This is a genomic window from Actinomyces oris (genome assembly GCF_001553935.1).
In the GTDB taxonomy this organism is placed as follows: Bacteria; Actinomycetota; Actinomycetes; order Actinomycetales; family Actinomycetaceae; genus Actinomyces; species Actinomyces oris_A.
Genome location: NZ_CP014232.1, coordinates 1,506,974 through 1,523,426, shown reverse-complemented (window position 1 = coordinate 1,523,426; position 16,453 = coordinate 1,506,974). Strand labels below are relative to the sequence as shown.

General features: G+C 64.8%; 8 protein-coding genes and 3 rRNA genes. 2 read left to right on the top strand and 9 right to left on the bottom strand.

The window, feature by feature from the left end; translation table 11 throughout:
• Positions 1 to 12: 12 nt before the first annotated feature.
• Entirely contained in the window at positions 13 to 942 is a 930-nt protein-coding gene (rsmI, locus tag AXE84_RS06290; protein WP_060957252.1) for a 16S rRNA (cytidine(1402)-2'-O)-methyltransferase, read from the bottom strand.
• Between the two features lie 53 nt (positions 943 to 995).
• Here rsmI and AXE84_RS06285 point away from each other — a divergent pair, with 53 nt between their 5' ends.
• The gene (locus AXE84_RS06285; RefSeq protein ID WP_060957251.1) at positions 996 to 3,188 is read left to right on the top strand and encodes a dolichyl-phosphate-mannose--protein mannosyltransferase; all 2,193 of its coding nucleotides are present in this window, start codon (positions 996 to 998) and stop codon (positions 3,186 to 3,188) included.
• Here the strand turns inward: AXE84_RS06285 and AXE84_RS06280 are convergent.
• Together AXE84_RS06280 and AXE84_RS06275 are read right to left on the bottom strand one after the other, a co-directional pair.
• Positions 3,141 to 3,833, bottom strand: coding sequence for an NAD(P)-dependent oxidoreductase (locus AXE84_RS06280; protein ID WP_060957250.1), 693 nt, complete (start codon positions 3,831 to 3,833; stop codon positions 3,141 to 3,143). The genes AXE84_RS06285 and AXE84_RS06280 overlap by 48 nt on opposite strands.
• Positions 3,834 to 3,844: 11 nt before the next feature.
• Positions 3,845 to 4,792 (bottom strand): EamA family transporter, encoded by a 948-nt coding sequence (locus AXE84_RS06275; protein ID WP_060957249.1) that lies wholly within the window; start codon positions 4,790 to 4,792, stop codon positions 3,845 to 3,847.
• Positions 4,793 to 4,897: 105 nt separating this feature from the next.
• Between AXE84_RS06275 and AXE84_RS06270 the strand changes: the two genes are divergently transcribed.
• The gene (locus tag AXE84_RS06270) at positions 4,898 to 5,779 is read left to right on the top strand and encodes a LysR family transcriptional regulator (protein ID WP_236750199.1); all 882 of its coding nucleotides are present in this window, start codon (positions 4,898 to 4,900) and stop codon (positions 5,777 to 5,779) included.
• 217 nt (positions 5,780 to 5,996) lie between these two features.
• On the opposite strand, the gene rrf is transcribed toward AXE84_RS06270, so the two are convergent.
• The 6 genes from rrf to AXE84_RS06240 all read right to left on the bottom strand — a co-directional run bounded on the left by rrf (position 5,997) and on the right by AXE84_RS06240 (position 16,356).
• Positions 5,997 to 6,113 (bottom strand): 5S ribosomal RNA (rrf, locus tag AXE84_RS06265).
• 173 nt (positions 6,114 to 6,286) lie between these two features.
• Positions 6,287 to 9,468 (bottom strand): 23S ribosomal RNA (locus AXE84_RS06260).
• A 403-nt stretch (positions 9,469 to 9,871) separates the two neighbouring features.
• Positions 9,872 to 11,424 (bottom strand): 16S ribosomal RNA (locus AXE84_RS06255).
• Together the 16S, 23S and 5S rRNA genes form the textbook arrangement of a ribosomal RNA operon.
• Positions 11,425 to 12,034: 610 nt before the next feature.
• Complete coding sequence (gene ppgK, locus AXE84_RS06250; protein ID WP_060957247.1) at positions 12,035 to 12,808, bottom strand: polyphosphate--glucose phosphotransferase; 774 nt, start codon at positions 12,806 to 12,808, stop codon at positions 12,035 to 12,037.
• A 114-nt stretch (positions 12,809 to 12,922) separates the two neighbouring features.
• A complete protein-coding gene (locus tag AXE84_RS06245; RefSeq protein WP_060957246.1) occupies positions 12,923 to 14,917 on the bottom strand; it encodes an OPT family oligopeptide transporter in 1,995 nt (664 codons plus the stop codon).
• Positions 14,918 to 15,126: 209 nt separating this feature from the next.
• Positions 15,127 to 16,356, bottom strand: a complete 1,230-nt coding sequence (locus tag AXE84_RS06240) for an MFS transporter (protein WP_060957245.1) — start codon at positions 16,354 to 16,356, stop codon at positions 15,127 to 15,129.
• Positions 16,357 to 16,453: the final 97 nt, after the last annotated feature.

Below are 16,453 nucleotides of genomic sequence, written 5' to 3'. Positions count from 1 at the left end.
AGCCCGGTCGGCTCAGTCTGCGGTGTCACGCAGCTCCAAGGCCGCACGGTAGACCTCGTTGGGGCGCAGACCGGCCTCACCGGCCGCCAGGGCCGCGGCCGCCTTGAGGCGCATGCCGGCCTCGGCCAGCGCCAGGGCCTTGCGCGCGGCGGCCTCAGGACTGGCGACGACGGGCTCGGCTCCGGCGACCACGAGGACCACCTCCCCCAGGACGCCGTCGGCCGTGGCCCGGGCCAGCTCGGACAAGGGGGCCCGCAGCACCTGCTCATGGGTCTTGGTCAGCTCCCGGCACAGTGCCGCGGGGCGATCAGTGCCGAGGACCTCGGCCATGGCGGCCAGGGAGTCGTGGACGCGGCGGGGGGACTCCAGGAAGATCATGGTGCGCTCCTGGGTGGCTAGGGACTCCAGGGCACGACGCCGCTCCCCCGGTTTGCGCGGCAGGAAACCCTCGAAGCAGAACCGGTCGGAGGCCAGCCCGGACAGGGCCAGGGCGGTCAGCACCGCTGAGGGGCCCGGTGCGACCGTGACGGGCACCTGCTCTCGCACCGCCGCCTGGACGAGCCGGTACCCGGGGTCGGAGACCGAGGGCATCCCGGCGTCCGAGACCACCAGGACGCGCAGGCCGGCGCGGGCAGCCTCGAGCAGCTCGGCGGCACGCTCGCGCTCATTGTGCTCGTGGAAGGCGATGACGCGCCCACGGGGCTCGACGTCGAGGCGCTGAGCCAGGGACCGCAGCCGGCGGGTGTCCTCGGCGGCGATGAGGTCGGCCTGCTCCAGGGCACGGCGCAGACGCAGGGAGGCGTCGGAGACGTTGCCGATCGGAGTGGCGGCCAGGGTAATCGTCCCGCCGCGCAGATCCGGGCTGTGGGCGGCGGGAGCATCAACGGGATCAACGTTGGCGTCGTCGGCGGCGGCCGGTGCGGGCGGGCTGCTCTCAGTCATAGGACACAGTATGTCGGTGCGCCCTCGATGAAGCCTCCGCCTACACTCGGGGTGTGACGACTCCGAGCGCGCTGTCTCCCGAACAGTCCCCCGAGCAGTCCCGCGACGGTGCCCCCGGTCCGGACGCGGAGCAGGAACGAGCACAGGAACCCGTCTCAGGGCGGGATGAGGCCGCGGACCCCGCATTGGCCGAGTCCGCCCAGGAACCGGCCGAGCCCACGGGCCCTACACCAGCAGAGCCCATCGTCGTCGAGCGCACTGAGAACGAGTTGCGCACCCTGCTCGGGCTGGGCCCGGTGAGGGCCGTGCTGCCCCTCGGCGTGAGGGCGCGCGGGTGGATCGTCACCGGCGTCGTCGGCCTCATCGCCGCGCTGCTGCGCCTCATCGGGTTGAACCACCCCAGAACGCTCATGTTCGATGAGATCTACTACGTCAAGGACGCCTACTCCCTGTGGCACCTGGGCTATGAAGGGAGCTGGGCGGCCAACTCTGATGCGGCCTTCGCCAGCGGAAACTTCTCCGGGCTATCCACGGAGGCCGCCTACGTCGTCCACCCTCAGCTGGGCAAATGGCTCATCGGCGCCGGCATGGAGATCTTCGGTCCGGAGTCACCCTTCGGTTGGCGGTTCATGCCGGCCGTCGCCGGAATCCTCACGGTGATGCTGCTGACGCGCCTGACAATGCGCCTGACGCGCTCACCGCTGCTGGCGGGCCTGGCCGGACTGCTCCTGGCCATCGACGGCGTGGCCCTGACCGAGTCCCGCATCGGGCTGCTGGACGTCTTCATCGGTTTCTTCACCACCCTGACCCTATACTGCCTGGTCCGTGATCGGGAGTGGTCGCGAGCGAGGCTGGCTCGCAAGATGGCGGGGACCGTGCCCGGGGCACGCGCCCCGCGAGCCACGATCCGTCCCTGGCTGCTGGCCGCCGCCATCGCGCTGGGTCTGACCTGCTCGATCAAGTGGTCGGGGCTCTACCTCGTCGCGGTGTGCGGCATCGCTGTCGTCTTCTGGGACACGATGGCGCTACGGCGAGTGGGGGCACGGGCCTGGTTCCTGGAGGGGACGGTCGCCCAGGGCGTGAGCGACTTCCTGCAGGCGATTCCGTTGGTCATCGTGGTCTACGTCGGCTGCTGGTGGTCCTGGTTCACCCACCTGGGTGCCTTCAAGCACGGGTGGACGGCCGAGCAGATCAAGCAGGGGCTGCCGGTTCCTGCCCCCTGGCTATCCGGGTACGTGGACGACTCGACGTTCCAGAACATCAACGACTTCATCGCCTACCACCAGCAGATGTACGACTTCCACGTGGGCCTGGACTCTCCGCACACGTACCAGTCGAAGCCCTCCGGCTGGCTGCTGCAGACCCGACCGACATCCTTCTTCTGGGAGGACAAGGCTCAGGTGCCGCAGACCTGCACGGGCGGCGATTGCATTCAAGCCATCACCTCGATCGGGAACATCGTCATCTGGTGGTCGGCCGTGGTGGCGCTCGTGGCCGTGATCATCATTGGAGTGAAGAACCGCGACTGGCGGGCCTGGGTGCCCCTCATCGGCTACCTGGGCCTGTATGTGCCCTGGTTCCAGTACCGGGATCGCACCATCTTCACCTTCTACACGGTGGCCTTCGTGCCGTGCGTCGTGCTCGTCCTCGTGCTGGCGCTGGGCATGGCATCCGGGCTGCTGCCACCGCTGCCCGGCTCGGCAAGCGCCGATGCACAGATGGTGGCCCTCCACAGACGGCAGATCGGCCCAGGTATCCGGCCGTGGCGCGGCATGGGCGCCAGATTCCTCGGTTTCGGCCCGCAGTTCTCACGCACGGCCGTGTGGACGCCGCCGATGGAGGAGACCGACCCCGGCATCTACCGCATCAACCCGGCCCTGACCGGCATCGACGACGACCTCGAGCCCGGCATCCCCTTCAGCGACCCGCGGACCGATGCGGCCCAGGAACGGGCCTATGACGAGCTGACCGGATATCCCGGCCCCTCGACGTCGTCGGGCGCCTCCACGCCGGAATGGTCCGACGGCGGAGTGCCGCAGCCGGGCAGCCGACGCAGGCCGTGGGCCTCCCTGGCGAAGTGGACGATGGCCCCCACGTGGCAGATCCGCACCGAGGGCATCGGCCTCATCATCGTGGTCACGCTCCTGGCCTGCGCAGCAGCCGCCTTCTGGTGGCCGATCTGGACCGGGCAGACGGTCTCACGTTCCTTCTGGGTGTCCCACATGTTCCTGTCGTCCTGGATCTGAGTCGCCGCAGGTCCCGGCGACGACGGTGATGTGCTGCTCGCCGCCGGGGTACTCCAGCTCGTCGACGACGGCGAGCGCCAGGTCCTCAGGGCTGATGCGGGACTGCCCGCGGGCGTCCCGCAGAAGCATGGTGGTTCCGCGGCGATAGGAGCCGGTGGCATCTCCTGGAGCGAAGATCGCCGGAGGGCTGAGATAGACCCAGCCCTTGTAGCGGTGCGCCTGGCACGCCCGGAACTGATCGAGGCTCGCCTGGGCCACGTCTCTCCAGGCCGGCGGCACAATGGTGGGGTCGTCAATGGCGAGGGTGCTGGGATCCGTGGGCGAACTCAGCGCAGCCGCACCCCCGATGATAAGCAGGGGCGTTTGGCCCCTGGAGGCGGCGTCCAGGACGGCCGTCGTGAGTCGGGCCAGGTCGCTCTCGTGTCCGGCGGGCGGGCGCAGTGCGACGACGGCCACGTCACTGTCTGTCAGGAGACCGGCCACGCCCTCGACGTCGGTGACGTCCAGCAGGCGCGAGGTGAGGCGGGCGCCAACCCGATGGCAACGCCGTCGGGATACGGCGGTCACCTCGTGACCGCGGCTGAGCGCCTCGTTGACGACTGCGGTCCCGGCCATGCCGGTGGCACCAAGGACGGTGATTCTCATGCGGGGTCCTTTCACGAGGAGGAGCGGGAGGAGGGAAGGGCGAGCTGACCTGCGCTCATCGCAGTGAGAGCGAGCGCGAACCCCAGGAACTGGAAGGGCGTGAGTGCCTCATCGGCGATGACGTGCCCGAGAAGCGCGGCGTTCAGAGGTGAGAGCAGGCCCAGCAGCGCCGTCGGTGTGACCGGCAGCCTGCGGATGCCCGCGAACCACAGGACGTAGGCGGCCAGCCCTCCTACGAGCCCGAGCCAGGCGTATCCCGCCACAGCCGCCGTATCGATTCCGGTCGGAACGCCGTCGATGATGAGGGCGGGCACGATGAGCAGAAGGCCGCCTCCGGTGAGCTGCCATCCGGCCAGGGCAAGGGCGCTGACACCGTCGGGCCTGCCCCACCGTTTGGTGAGCACAACTCCCAGCCCCATCGAGGCGGCTCCGCCCAAGCCGGCCGTCACCCCGAGGGCGTCGAGCTGCGCCTGTGGTCCCAGGACGACGAGAGCGATACCGACGACGCCGACCACGCCCAATATCAGTCTCCATGCCGATAGGCGCTCACCCAGGACGGCAACGGCGAAGCCTGCGACGATGATCGGTTGCGCGGCCCCGAGTGTCGCGGCCACACCTCCGGGCAGGCGCTGCGCGGCGACGAAGAGGAGGGGGAAGAAGCAGGCCATGTTGAGGGCTCCGAGGACAAGACTCTTCCACCACCACGTTCCGTGCGGCAGCGTCCGGGAGGCGAGGAGGGCGAGAACACCCGCTGGGAGTGTCCGCATCAGTGCCGCGAAGACCGGATGCCCCGGGGGAAGGACGTGGGTGGTGACGATGTACGTCGTCCCCCACACGGCCGGTGCCAGGGATGTCAGAGCAATCCAGGCGTTTCTCGTCCGGCGGCCTGACAGGGCGCCGCCGGGCGCGGCCGACTTGGAGTCGCACGTGGCTTGAGAGGGGGCGGCATGAGTCGTCATGCATCCAGCCTGAGGTGCGCGCATCGATTCGTCGATGACATGGATGAGATGGGAGCGATGCGCGCATAAGATTGATGGGTGGAGTTGCAGCAGTTGAGGTACGCCGTGGCCATCGCTGAGGAACAGAGCTTCACGCGCGCGGCTCAGCGGTGCTTCGTGGTGCAGTCGGCTCTGAGCCGGCAGATCAAGTCCTTGGAGAGCGAGCTCGGGGTGAGGCTGTTCGCGCGCACGAGCCGCAAGGTGGAGGTGACGCCCGCTGGGGAGGCGTTCGTGAAGCAGGCTCGGTTGTGCCTCCAGGCGGCCGAGCGCGCGAAGGCCTCGGCAGCGGCCGCTCACGGACAGATCCGGGGGTCACTGACCATCGGGGTGATCCCGACTGTGACGGCAGTGGATATTGCGGCGGTTCTGGGCGCTTTCCGTCGCAGTTATCCCGAGGTGGGCGTTCACGTGCGCACTGGTGGCAGTGATGAGTTCCTGCGTCGTATTGCGGCTGGGGAGCTGGACGTGGGTGTCCTCGGCCTGGCGGAAGGCGTGACTCCGCGGGGCGTGCAGACGCGAGAGCTCTCACAGGAGCGCCTGGTGGCGGTGCTGTCAGAGGGGCACCGATTGGCGGGGCGACGCCGACTCCGCCTGAAGGACCTGGCAGACGAGCCGTTCGTGGACTTTCCGGAGGGGTCGTCGGGACGCGAGCAGTCCGATCTGGCCTTTGAAAGGGCTAGGCTCCGCCGTGAGGTGAGCTTGGAGGTGAACACGGCTGACCTCCTCACCGGATTGGTGCGTCAGGGACTGGGGGTCGCTCTTGTCGCTCCCAGCGTGGCCCGAGAGGCGCCCGGATGCGTGTGCATCCCCGTCAGCGACAGTCCGGTACGGGTGGAGTACCTCGCGTGGGACTCCTTCAACCCCAGCCCGGCGGCGCAGGCCTTCGTTGACTCCATCCTCATGCCCACAGGCCAACGCCCCTTGTCGCTCACCGCGACGACGGCGTAGATGCGGGGCGAGAAGCATGGCACCGTACGCGGCCACCATGAAGAACGCTCAGAACAGTTACTCCTGCACCGACGATGGATCCCGCGGCAGGAGGGATGAGAGTCATCGTGATACGTGCGCCTGCATCGCAGGGTGGTGTTGAGCGTCGTGTTGGTAGGAGAGCATAAGTGACTGGCCCGGAGCCGCTCGTGGCGGTTCCGGGCCAGTTGAAGTGTGTGCTCGGTGGTGTCCTACTCTCCCGCACCCTGGCGGGTGCAGTACCATCGGCGCTGTCAGGCTTAGCTTCCGGGTTCGGGATGGGGCCGGGCGTTTCCCTGTCGCTGTGACCACCGAGACGACTACGTGGGCAGTGCGTCAGTGTGTTCTTGTGATTCTGTTATCGGGCCGCCTGTCAACGCACACTGTGTGTGGTTGGTGGTATGGGTTGGGTGTGGACCGTATAGTGGACGCTTCGCTTTACTGTGGTTGCTCACCCCCGCCAGGGTTTAACCACTGGCGTGTTGGGGTGTTGTTGTTTGTGTTGGCCTATTAGTACCAGTCAGCTCACAGACCGTTGCCGGTCTTCCACTCCTGGCCTATCAACCCAGTAGTCTGCTGGGGGCCTACCAAAAAGGACAAGTCCTTCTTGTGGAGACCTTATCTTGAAGATGGTTTCCCGCTTAGATGCTTTCAGCGGTTACCCTTCCCGAACGTAGCCAACCAGCCGTGCCCCGGGCGGGACAACTGGCACACCAGAGGTTCGTCCGTCCCGGTCCTCTCGTACTAGGGACAGGCCTTCTCAAGTCTCCTGCGCGCGCAGAGGATAGGGACCGAACTGTCTCACGACGTTCTAAACCCAGCTCGCGTACCGCTTTAATGGGCGAACAGCCCAACCCTTGGGACCTGCTCCAGCCCCAGGATGCGACGAGCCGACATCGAGGTGCCAAACCATGCCGTCGATATGGACTCTTGGGCAGGATCAGCCTGTTATCCCCGGGGTACCTTTTATCCGTTGAGCGACGACCCACCCACACGGGATCGCCGGATCACTAGTTCCTACTTTCGTACCTGCTCGACCCGTCGGTCTCACAGTCAAGCTCCCTTGTGCACTTGCACTCAACACCTGGTTGCCGACCAGGCTGAGGGAACCTTTGAGCGCCTCCGTTACACTTTAGGAGGCAACCGCCCCAGTTAAACTACCCACCAGGCACTGTCCCTAACCCGGATCACGGGCCCAGGTTCAGGCGCACGCCATAACCAGAGTGGTATTTCAAGGACGACTCCACCGCCACTGGCGTAACGGCTTCACAGTCTCCCACCTATCCTGCACAAGCTATAGCGGGCGCCAATACCAAGCTGTAGTAAAGGTCCCGGGGTCTTTCCGTCCTTCTGCGCGAAACGAGCATCTTTACTCGTACTGCAATTTCGCCGAGCTCATGGTTGAGACAGCGGGGAAGTCGTTACGCCATTCGTGCAGGTCGGAACTTACCCGACAAGGAATTTCGCTACCTTAGGATGGTTATAGTTACCACCGCCGTTTACTGGGGCTTAAATTCACCACTTCACCCCCGAGGGGGTTGATGGTTCCTCTTAACCTTCCAGCACCGGGCAGGCGTCAGTCCGTATACATCGCCTTACGGCTTCGCACGGACCTGTGTTTTTAGTAAACAGTCGCTTCCCCCTGGCCTCTGCGACCCTCCCCCCTAGCCCGCGATGGGGCTTCAGGGATCAGGCCCCCCTTCTCCCGAAGTTACGGGGGCATTTTGCCGAGTTCCTTAACCATGATTCACTCGTGCGCCTAGGCATACTCTGCCCGACCACCTGTGTCGGTTTAGGGTACGGGCGGCTGGCACCATCGCGTCGAGGCTTTTCTCGGCACCCCAGGATCACCCTGTTATCCCCCACCAACGTGAGGTCACCATCACGCCTCACCCCCGTCATCAAAGACAGTCCCCCGGATTTACCTGGGAGACGGGCTGCGCGCTTGAACGGACCAAGCCATCAGGTCCGCCGGGCTACCACTGTGCGTCACCCCTGTTAACACGCTTGCCTACCTGCACGGAGGATCCCCAGACCCCACCACCACAACCACACCGTCAGGCGAACCTGACACATGCGGCCTATATGGTGGTTGGGCGTGGGTTAGCACCCGCGCGTCAGCATGGGCGGTGCTTCGCCGGTACGGGAATATCAACCCGTCATCCATCGACTACGCCTGTCGGCCTCGCCTTAGGTCCCGACTCACCCAGGGCGGACTAGCCTGGCCCTGGAACCCTTGGTCATTCGGCGCTAGGGCTTCTCACCCTAGTATCGCTACTCATGCCTGCATTCTCACTCCCGCACCGTCCACCAGCAGTCACCCACAGGCTTCCCCCGGTGCAGGACGCTCCCCTACCACCCACAACCCCTGCCACCACCCGGGCAAGCCGGACGGTGAAGGGAACCATGTCATGGGTCCGCGGCTTCGGCGGTGTGCTTGAGCCCCGCTACATTGTCGGCGCACGATCACTTGACCAGTGAGCTATTACGCACTCTTTCAAGGATGGCTGCTTCTAAGCCAACCTCCTGGTTGTCTGCGCGACCGCACATCCTTTCCCACTTAGCACACGCTTAGGGGCCTTAGCCGGCGATCTGGGCTGTTTCCCTCTCGACCACGGAGCTTATCCCCCGCGGTCTCACTGCCACGCTAGACCCGACGGCATTCGGAGTTTGGTTGACGTCAGTAACCCTGTGGGGCCCATCAGCCACCCAGTAGCTCTACCTCCGCCGGGCAACACGCGACGCTGCACCTAAATGCATTTCGGGGAGAACCAGCTATCACGGAGTTTGATTGGCCTTTCACCCCTACCCACAGCTCATCCCCCAGTTTTCAACCTAGGTGGGTTCGGTCCTCCACACGCTCTTACACGTGCTTCAACCTGGCCATGGGTAGATCACCCCGCTTCGGGTCCAGAACGCGCCACTACAAACGCCCTATTCGGACTCGCTCTCGCTACGGCTACCCCACACGGGTTAACCTCGCGACACGCCACTGACTCGCAGGCTCATTCTTCAAAAGGCACGCCACCACCCCCACACACAAGGTGCGGAAGGCTCTGACGGCTTGTAAGCGCCCGGTTTCAGGTACTATTTCACTCCCCTCCCGGGGTACTTTTCACCATTCCCTCACGGTACTATCCACTATCGGTCATCAGGAGGTATTCAGGCAGCCAAGTGGTCTTGGCAGATTCACACAGGATTCCACGAGCCCCGTGCTACTCGGGCAATACTGTCCCAGACACGCACCAACCAGTTCCGCCTACGGGGGTATCACCCACTACGCCACGCCTTCCCAGACGATTCAGCTACCGGCCAGCACACGCGCCCCCTCTCCGGCAGAAGAGGACAGGACAGCCCCACAACCCCGCACACGCAACCCCTGCCGAGTATCACACGCACACGGTTTAACCATCATCCGCTTTCGCTCGCCACTACTCACGGAATATCTTCTCCTACGGGTACTGAGATGTTTCACTTCCCCGCGTCACCCCCCACACCCTATACAATTCAGATGCAGGTGACACGACATAACTCGTGCCGGGTCCCCCCATTCGGAAACCCTCGGATCACAGCCCGCCAGCCGGCTCCCCGAGGAATATCGCAGGCCACCACGTCCTTCATCGGCCCCTGATGCCAAGGCATCCACCGAACGCTCAAAAAAACAAACAACAAAGACACACGAACAAAACAAGAAACAATTTTGTCGCAGAAATCTTACAGTAAGATGCTCGCGTCCACTATACAGTTCACAACCAACCCACCCACACCCACCCACAACCCCCAACAAATCAGGAGCCCCAGACGGGTCAGGCAACCAGGGCGCACTGCCCCAGAACCCCGACAGCATGCCACCCCCACACACCAACGCACGCGGGGGCACCCACCACCACCCAACAGGGCAGCAGCGGGCGTGTCTCTCATGCCAGCACCAGACAAACCAACCACCCCGCACACCAGTGCACGACAGTCGGCTGCCCGGCCCTTCCGCAAGGGCAGACCCCCCAGCCGGCCCAGACCCATTCAACGATCCAGACAACACACGGCCAGGAAGCCACCCCCGCAATCAATCCTTAGAAAGGAGGTGATCCAGCCGCACCTTCCGGTACGGCTACCTTGTTACGACTTCGTCCCAATCACCAGCCCCACCTTCGACCGCTCCCCGTAGGGCCACGGGCTTCGGGTGTTGCCGACTTTCATGACGTGACGGGCGGTGTGTACAAGGCCCGAGAACGTATTCACCGCAGCGTTGCTGATCTGCGATTACTAGCGACTCCAACTTCACGGTGTCGAGTTGCAGACACCGATCCGAACTGAGACCGGCTTTAAGGGATTCGCTCCACCTCACGGTATCGCAGCCCTCTGTACCGGCCATTGTAGCATGCGTGAAGCCCAAGACATAAGGGGCATGATGATTTGACGTCATCCCCACCTTCCTCCGAGTTGACCCCGGCAGTCTCCCGCGAGTCCCCACCACAACGTGCTGGCAACACGGGACAAGGGTTGCGCTCGTTGCGGGACTTAACCCAACATCTCACGACACGAGCTGACGACAACCATGCACCACCTGTGAACCGGCCCCACAAGGAGGAAACCCCGTCTCCGGAGCCGACCGGCACATGTCAAGCCTTGGTAAGGTTCTTCGCGTTGCATCGAATTAATCCGCATGCTCCGCCGCTTGTGCGGGCCCCCGTCAATTCCTTTGAGTTTTAGCCTTGCGGCCGTACTCCCCAGGCGGGGCACTTAATGCGTTAGCTACGGCGCGGAAGACCCGGAAAAGGCCCCCCACACCTAGTGCCCAACGTTTACGGCGTGGACTACCAGGGTATCTAATCCTGTTCGCTCCCCACGCTTTCGCTCCTCAGCGTCAGTAACGGCCCAGAGACCCGCCTTCGCCACCGGTGTTCTTCCTGATATCTGCGCATTCCACCGCTACACCAGGAGTTCCAGTCTCCCCTACCGCACTCAAGCCGGCCCGTACCCACCGCAAGCCCCCAGTTAAGCCAGAGGATTTCACGACAGACGCGACCAGCCGCCTACGAGCTCTTTACGCCCAATAATTCCGGACAACGCTCGCGCCCTACGTATTACCGCGGCTGCTGGCACGTAGTTAGCCGGCGCTTCTTATCCAGCTACCGTCAACCCACCCACAACGAGGCGGGCCTGCTTCACTGGCGAAAGAGGTTCACAACCCGAAGGCCTCCATCCCTCACGCGGCGTCGCTGCATCAGGCTTGCGCCCATTGTGCAATATTCCCCACTGCTGCCTCCCGTAGGAGTCTGGGCCGTGTCTCAGTCCCAGTGTGACCGTCCACCCTCTCAGGCCGGCTACCCGTCACCGCCTTGGTAGGCCATCACCCCACCAACAAGCTGATAGGCCGCGAGCCCATCCCCCACCAAAAACACCCAAAGGCGCATCTTTCCCAGACCCGTCATGCGACAGACCCAGAATATCCCGTATTAGCCACACTTTCATGCGGTTATCCAGAAGAAGGGGGCAGGTTACTCACGTGTTACTCACCCGTTCGCCACTCATCCAGAACCAGCAAGCTGATCCCTTCACCGTTCGACTTGCATGTGTTAAGCACGCCGCCAGCGTTCGTCCTGAGCCAGGATCAAACTCTCCAAACAAAACCAACAAAACCAGGCCCCAACCAACCACAAACAGCCAGCCAGAACCCAACGTCAGTACAACAGTCCAGAAAACCAGACCAGGCCCAACCCAACCCCCACAACAAAAGAAATGAGGACCAGGCAAACCAAAACAAAACAAGCCCCAAAAACCACACACAACCAAAATCATGCGCAGCCCCCAGGGCCATGGCATAAAAAACATGACACACTATCGAGTTCTCAAACAACACACCCACCGAGATTTAAGACCAGGAAGAACTCCTTGCTTGCCTCTCGAAGGCGACCGGACTAGCATAAGCAGGCTGTCGTTCGGGAATCAAATTCGGATCGCGTGACCCTGATCTCTGAACTATTCTGCTTTTTCCACACCGGTAGGATTACTCCTTCCGGTTCGGCGCTTCCGCCGTCCGGCACCGCCGTCGAACCGTGCGGTTGCGTCGGCAGCGAGGAGTACTATAGCCACGCCTAGCCGACTCCTGTCAAACGACTTCTGCGCGACCTGCGTCACACCTATGTTCTCAGGATGCCAGGTCTAGTCTCCCCGCTCCGACGCCTCGCTTCACCATTGCTCCGCTCTGCATCGCGTCGCGCCGGACTGCGCGGGTTCTCAGGAGGCGCGGGCGCGGGAGGCCTGGTAGGCGGCCCCCACGATGCCTGCCGTGTTGAGCAGCTGGGCCGGCACGATCGGGGTTTTGAGGTCCAGCAGCGGCAGGTACTTCTCGTGCTTGCGGGAGACGCCCCCGCCCACGACGAACAGGTCCGGGGAGAAGAGCATCTCCACGTGGGAGTAGTAGCGCTGGAGGCGCTTGGCCCACTTCTTCCAGGACAGGTCCTGGGCGGTGCGCTGCCCGGCCGAGGCCCGGCTCTCGGCGTCGTAGCCGTCAATCTCCAGGTGCCCGAGCTCGGTGTTGGGGACCAGGGTTCCGTCAACAATGACGGCCGAGCCGATCCCGGTGCCCAGGGTGGTGACAATGATGGTCCCGGGCACGTCTTTGGCGGCACCGAAGGCGACCTCGGCCAGGCCCGCGGCGTCGGCGTCGTTGAGCCCAGTCACCGGCCGGCCCAGGTGCTCGCGCATGAGCTCGGTGAGGTTGACGCCCGTCCAGGACTTGTCGAGATTGGCGATGAAGGGGACCGTGCCGTGGACGATCGGAGCGGGCAGGGCCACGCCGACCGGGACGTCGTCGCCCACCTCGAGCTGTTCGAGGAGCTCGCGGCAGACCTCGGCGACGGCCGCGGGTGTGGACTCCTCGGGAGTGTCGATGCGGACGCGCTCACCAATGAACGTGCCCGTGGCCAGGTCGACCAGGGCGCTCTTGACGCCCGATCCGCCGATGTCGATCCCGCATGCCACGGAAACTGCTGGTGCTGTCGAAGTCATGAGGTCCTCCTGGTACTACGCGTCCTCGCGGCCGCCGCCCAGCCTAGTGCAGGGACGGCGACCGCGAGGACGGTCGGAGGAAACAATGGCTGCCACAGACTCCAGCAGCGCCCCTCAGTCGCGAGTGCTCTCCTGGCGGGCGCCCCGGTAGAGGTACCACAGAGTGCCGACGAACAGCACCACGCCCACCCAGGGGGCGATGCCTGCGAAGCTCTCGGGCATGATGGCCAGCGGGTCCGCCTTGCCGCCGAAGGCCACGACGATCCCGGCGTAGACCACCCCGGCGAGGCTCTCGCCGACGATGAGGCCGGTCGCCATGAGCGTGCCCATGCGCTTGGCCCGCTCCGGGTTGGCGGTGCGCTCGGCCCAGCGGTCGTAGAGGTGACCGAGGGCGGCACCGATCGGGATCATGACGGTGACGGCAGTGGGCAGGTACATGCCCATGCCGACGGCGAGCGGCGGCAGGGAGTACTTGGTGTTGCGGCGCAGGATCTCATCGATGGCGATGACGACGGCGCCAATGAGGGCGCCCAGCCCCAGCAGGCTCCAGTTGAGGTCCCCACCGAGAACGCCCTGAACCAGGTGCTTGATGAGGTTCGCCTGCGGCGCTGCCAGAGCATCGGCACCGGCGCCGGGGGCGCCGGCGAAGCCGAAGGCGCCCTGCATGAGGCTGAGCACCGGAGGGATGACGATGGCGCCGAAGACGACACCGATGACGAGCGCCACCTGCTGCTTCCACGGGGTGGAGTCGACGAGCTGGCCGGTCTTGAGGTCCTGGAGGTTGTCGTTCGAGATGGTGGCCACGCCGAAGACGACCGCGGTGACGAACAGGGTGTAGGCCACCAGGGTGCGGACGTCGTCAGGCGAGGAGGTGGTGGCGATGGTGCGAACCAGCGCGGCCGCGGTGACCGCCACGAGGATGCCGACGCCGGAGATCGGTGAGTTGGAGGAGCCGATGAGGCCGGCCATGTAGCCGCACACCGAGGCGACGACCAGTCCGGTCAGCAGGATGAAGAGGATGGAGACGATGATGAGGCCCGTGGCGTGGTGAGCCACGGAGGTCCCGTGCAGGAACAGCCACAGGAGCACACCGATGGGCAGCATGGAGCCGACGGTGACGCCGATGACCGTCTTCATCGACAGGTCGCGCTCGGTCAGGGGGATCTCCTCACCGGCGTCGCGCTTGGCGCTGGAGGCCAGGGACTCGCGGATGCCGGTGACGATGGGACCGAGGATCTTCAGGAAGGTCCAGATGGCGGCGATGGCGATGGCGCCGGCGCCGACGATCCGCACCTCACTGGCGAAGGTGGCGCCCACGAAGTCGGCGAGGTCCTTGTCGGCCACTGCCGCGCCCCAGGTGCGCATCGGGAGCAGCACCCCGTAGGAGATGAGCAGGCCGACGATCATGGCGATGCCGACGCCGACGCCGACCAGGTGGCCCACGCCGGCCAGCGCCAGGGACAGGGAGGTGCCCATCATCGTGGCGCCGGCACCGACCCGGAAGACCCCGGAGATGTCGACGCTGATGGCCTTGAGGGCGTTGAGGAAGTACAGGGCCGCCGAGGCGATGGAGCCCCGCACGATGACACCCAGTCCACGGCTGGACTCCTCGGCCCCTTCGCTGGTGTCGCCCACGCGCAGGACCTCGGCGCCGGCCACGCCCTCGGGGTAGGGCAGGTCGGAGTTGGTCACGAGCGCGCGCCGCAGCGGGATGGAGTAGGTGACGCCGAGGATGCCGCCCAGGATGATGACCAGGACGGTCTGGAGGTAGGGGAATCCGGTCCACCAGCCCACGATGATGAGTCCGGGCAGCACGAAGATGATGGCGGACAGCGTCCCGGCCGCCGAGGCGATCGTCTGGACGATGTTGTTCTCCTGGATCGTGTGATCGGAGAAGCGGCGCAGGATCGCCATGGAGATGACGGCGGCCGGGATCGAGGTGGCGAAGGTGAGCCCCACCTTGAGGCCGAGGTAGACGTTCGCCGCGGTGAAGATGAGCGTGATGATGCCGCCGATGACGATGCCGCGGGCAGTCAGCTCCTTGACCGGGCCGGAGCCAGCACTGGACGGCTTCGCCGCAGTGGAGCCGCGTGAGGTTGTTGTGGACATGGTGAGATCTCTCGATGTCGGGATGATTCCGGGGTGAGAGTAGCACCGTGTCCGAAAACGATCGTTAACAGCTCATTCGATGCACAACGGATCAGGGCGGCCGTCGTCGTCCTCAACACTTCGACCGAATCTTCAGAAACGACGCGGCTCCGGGTCTTTTCTGAAGATTCGGTCGAAGTGTTCAGAAGCGATGCCATGCAGCGCCCGGCTCACTCGGAGGTCAGGGCGCCAGCACCCCTGTAGATGGCGATGGCCAGGAGGAATGCGAGACCAGTCATGAGGCTGGGGCCCCAGAAGCCGGGGAGTCGGGTGAGAAGGTCTCCGCCGACGGCGCCGGCGACCGTGGCGCCGAGGTACATTGCCGTGTTCGACAGTGAGGAGACGGTTCCTCGCGCCTGGCCGGCGTGGGCCTGCAGCTGCCCCATGAGAACCGGCAGGAGGAAGCCGGAGACGACCAGGGCCGCCGCGAAGGCGATGACAGCACCCCACATGGTGTGCGCAATGATCGGCATCGCCGCGGCCAGGAGGTAGAACGCACCCTGGACGAGAATGCCGGCCCACAGTGACCGCCGCTCACCGACCCTTGCAACGAGCCGCGGACCGAGGATCGACCCCAGCGCAGTTCCCAGTCCGATCATCATCATGGCCTTCCCGATAGCGGTCTGCGAGGCACCGAAGTCCTTGGCCAACCAGGAGCCGATGAAGGAGAACGAGGCGTAGTTGCCGGTCTGGAACACGAGGTAGGCGAGGAGCGACCACCGCAACACCCGAGAGCCGAGGACCCTCCGGTAGGAGCCGACGACGTCGACGGACTCCCCCACCGGGCGCACGTGCGGGAACGCAAGGAAGAGAAGTCCCCACAGGACAACGCTGACCGCCGCGACCACGAAGAACGGCAGCTGCCACCCTCTGACCGACAGGTAGGAGCCGATCGGCACGCCGGCCACCTGAGCAACGGCCAGTCCCGCGGTCGCGTAGCCCATGACCGTGATGATGGATGGCCGGGGCACCGTCATTGGGATGGAGGCCCAGATCTGGGAGCTGACGAAGGCGGCGCTCACGCCAGCCAGGAAGCGGGCGGCGACCATGCTCCAGAAGCTCCAGGCCAGACCGCACGCGCAGGTAAGAACGGCGAAGGCCGCCAGGCCGGAGAGGATGACCCGCCGTCGGTCGTGGCGGTCCGAGACAGGACCGGCCACAAGGGCGAACAGCGCGTACCCCAAGGCGTAGGCGGAGACCAGCCAACCGGCCCGGGACAGGGGGACGTCGAGCTCGCGCTGAAGCAGGGGCAGCAGGGGCGCGACGAGGAAGGTGTCGGTCCCGATGACGAACATGGTGAAGAAGGACAGCCAGCCCATGGTCGAGACGCGGACACCTTTCGGCGGCGTTCTCTTGTCATCGACGGACACGCGCGATGAGCCACTAGCTTCTTCAGTCATCTCAAACCTCCTTAGTTCGATGTTTGACGTACTAAGAATTGTAGGAGACGATACTCTTTGTCAACCCCCGTCCGGTGCGCACCGGGGGCGAAGGCTG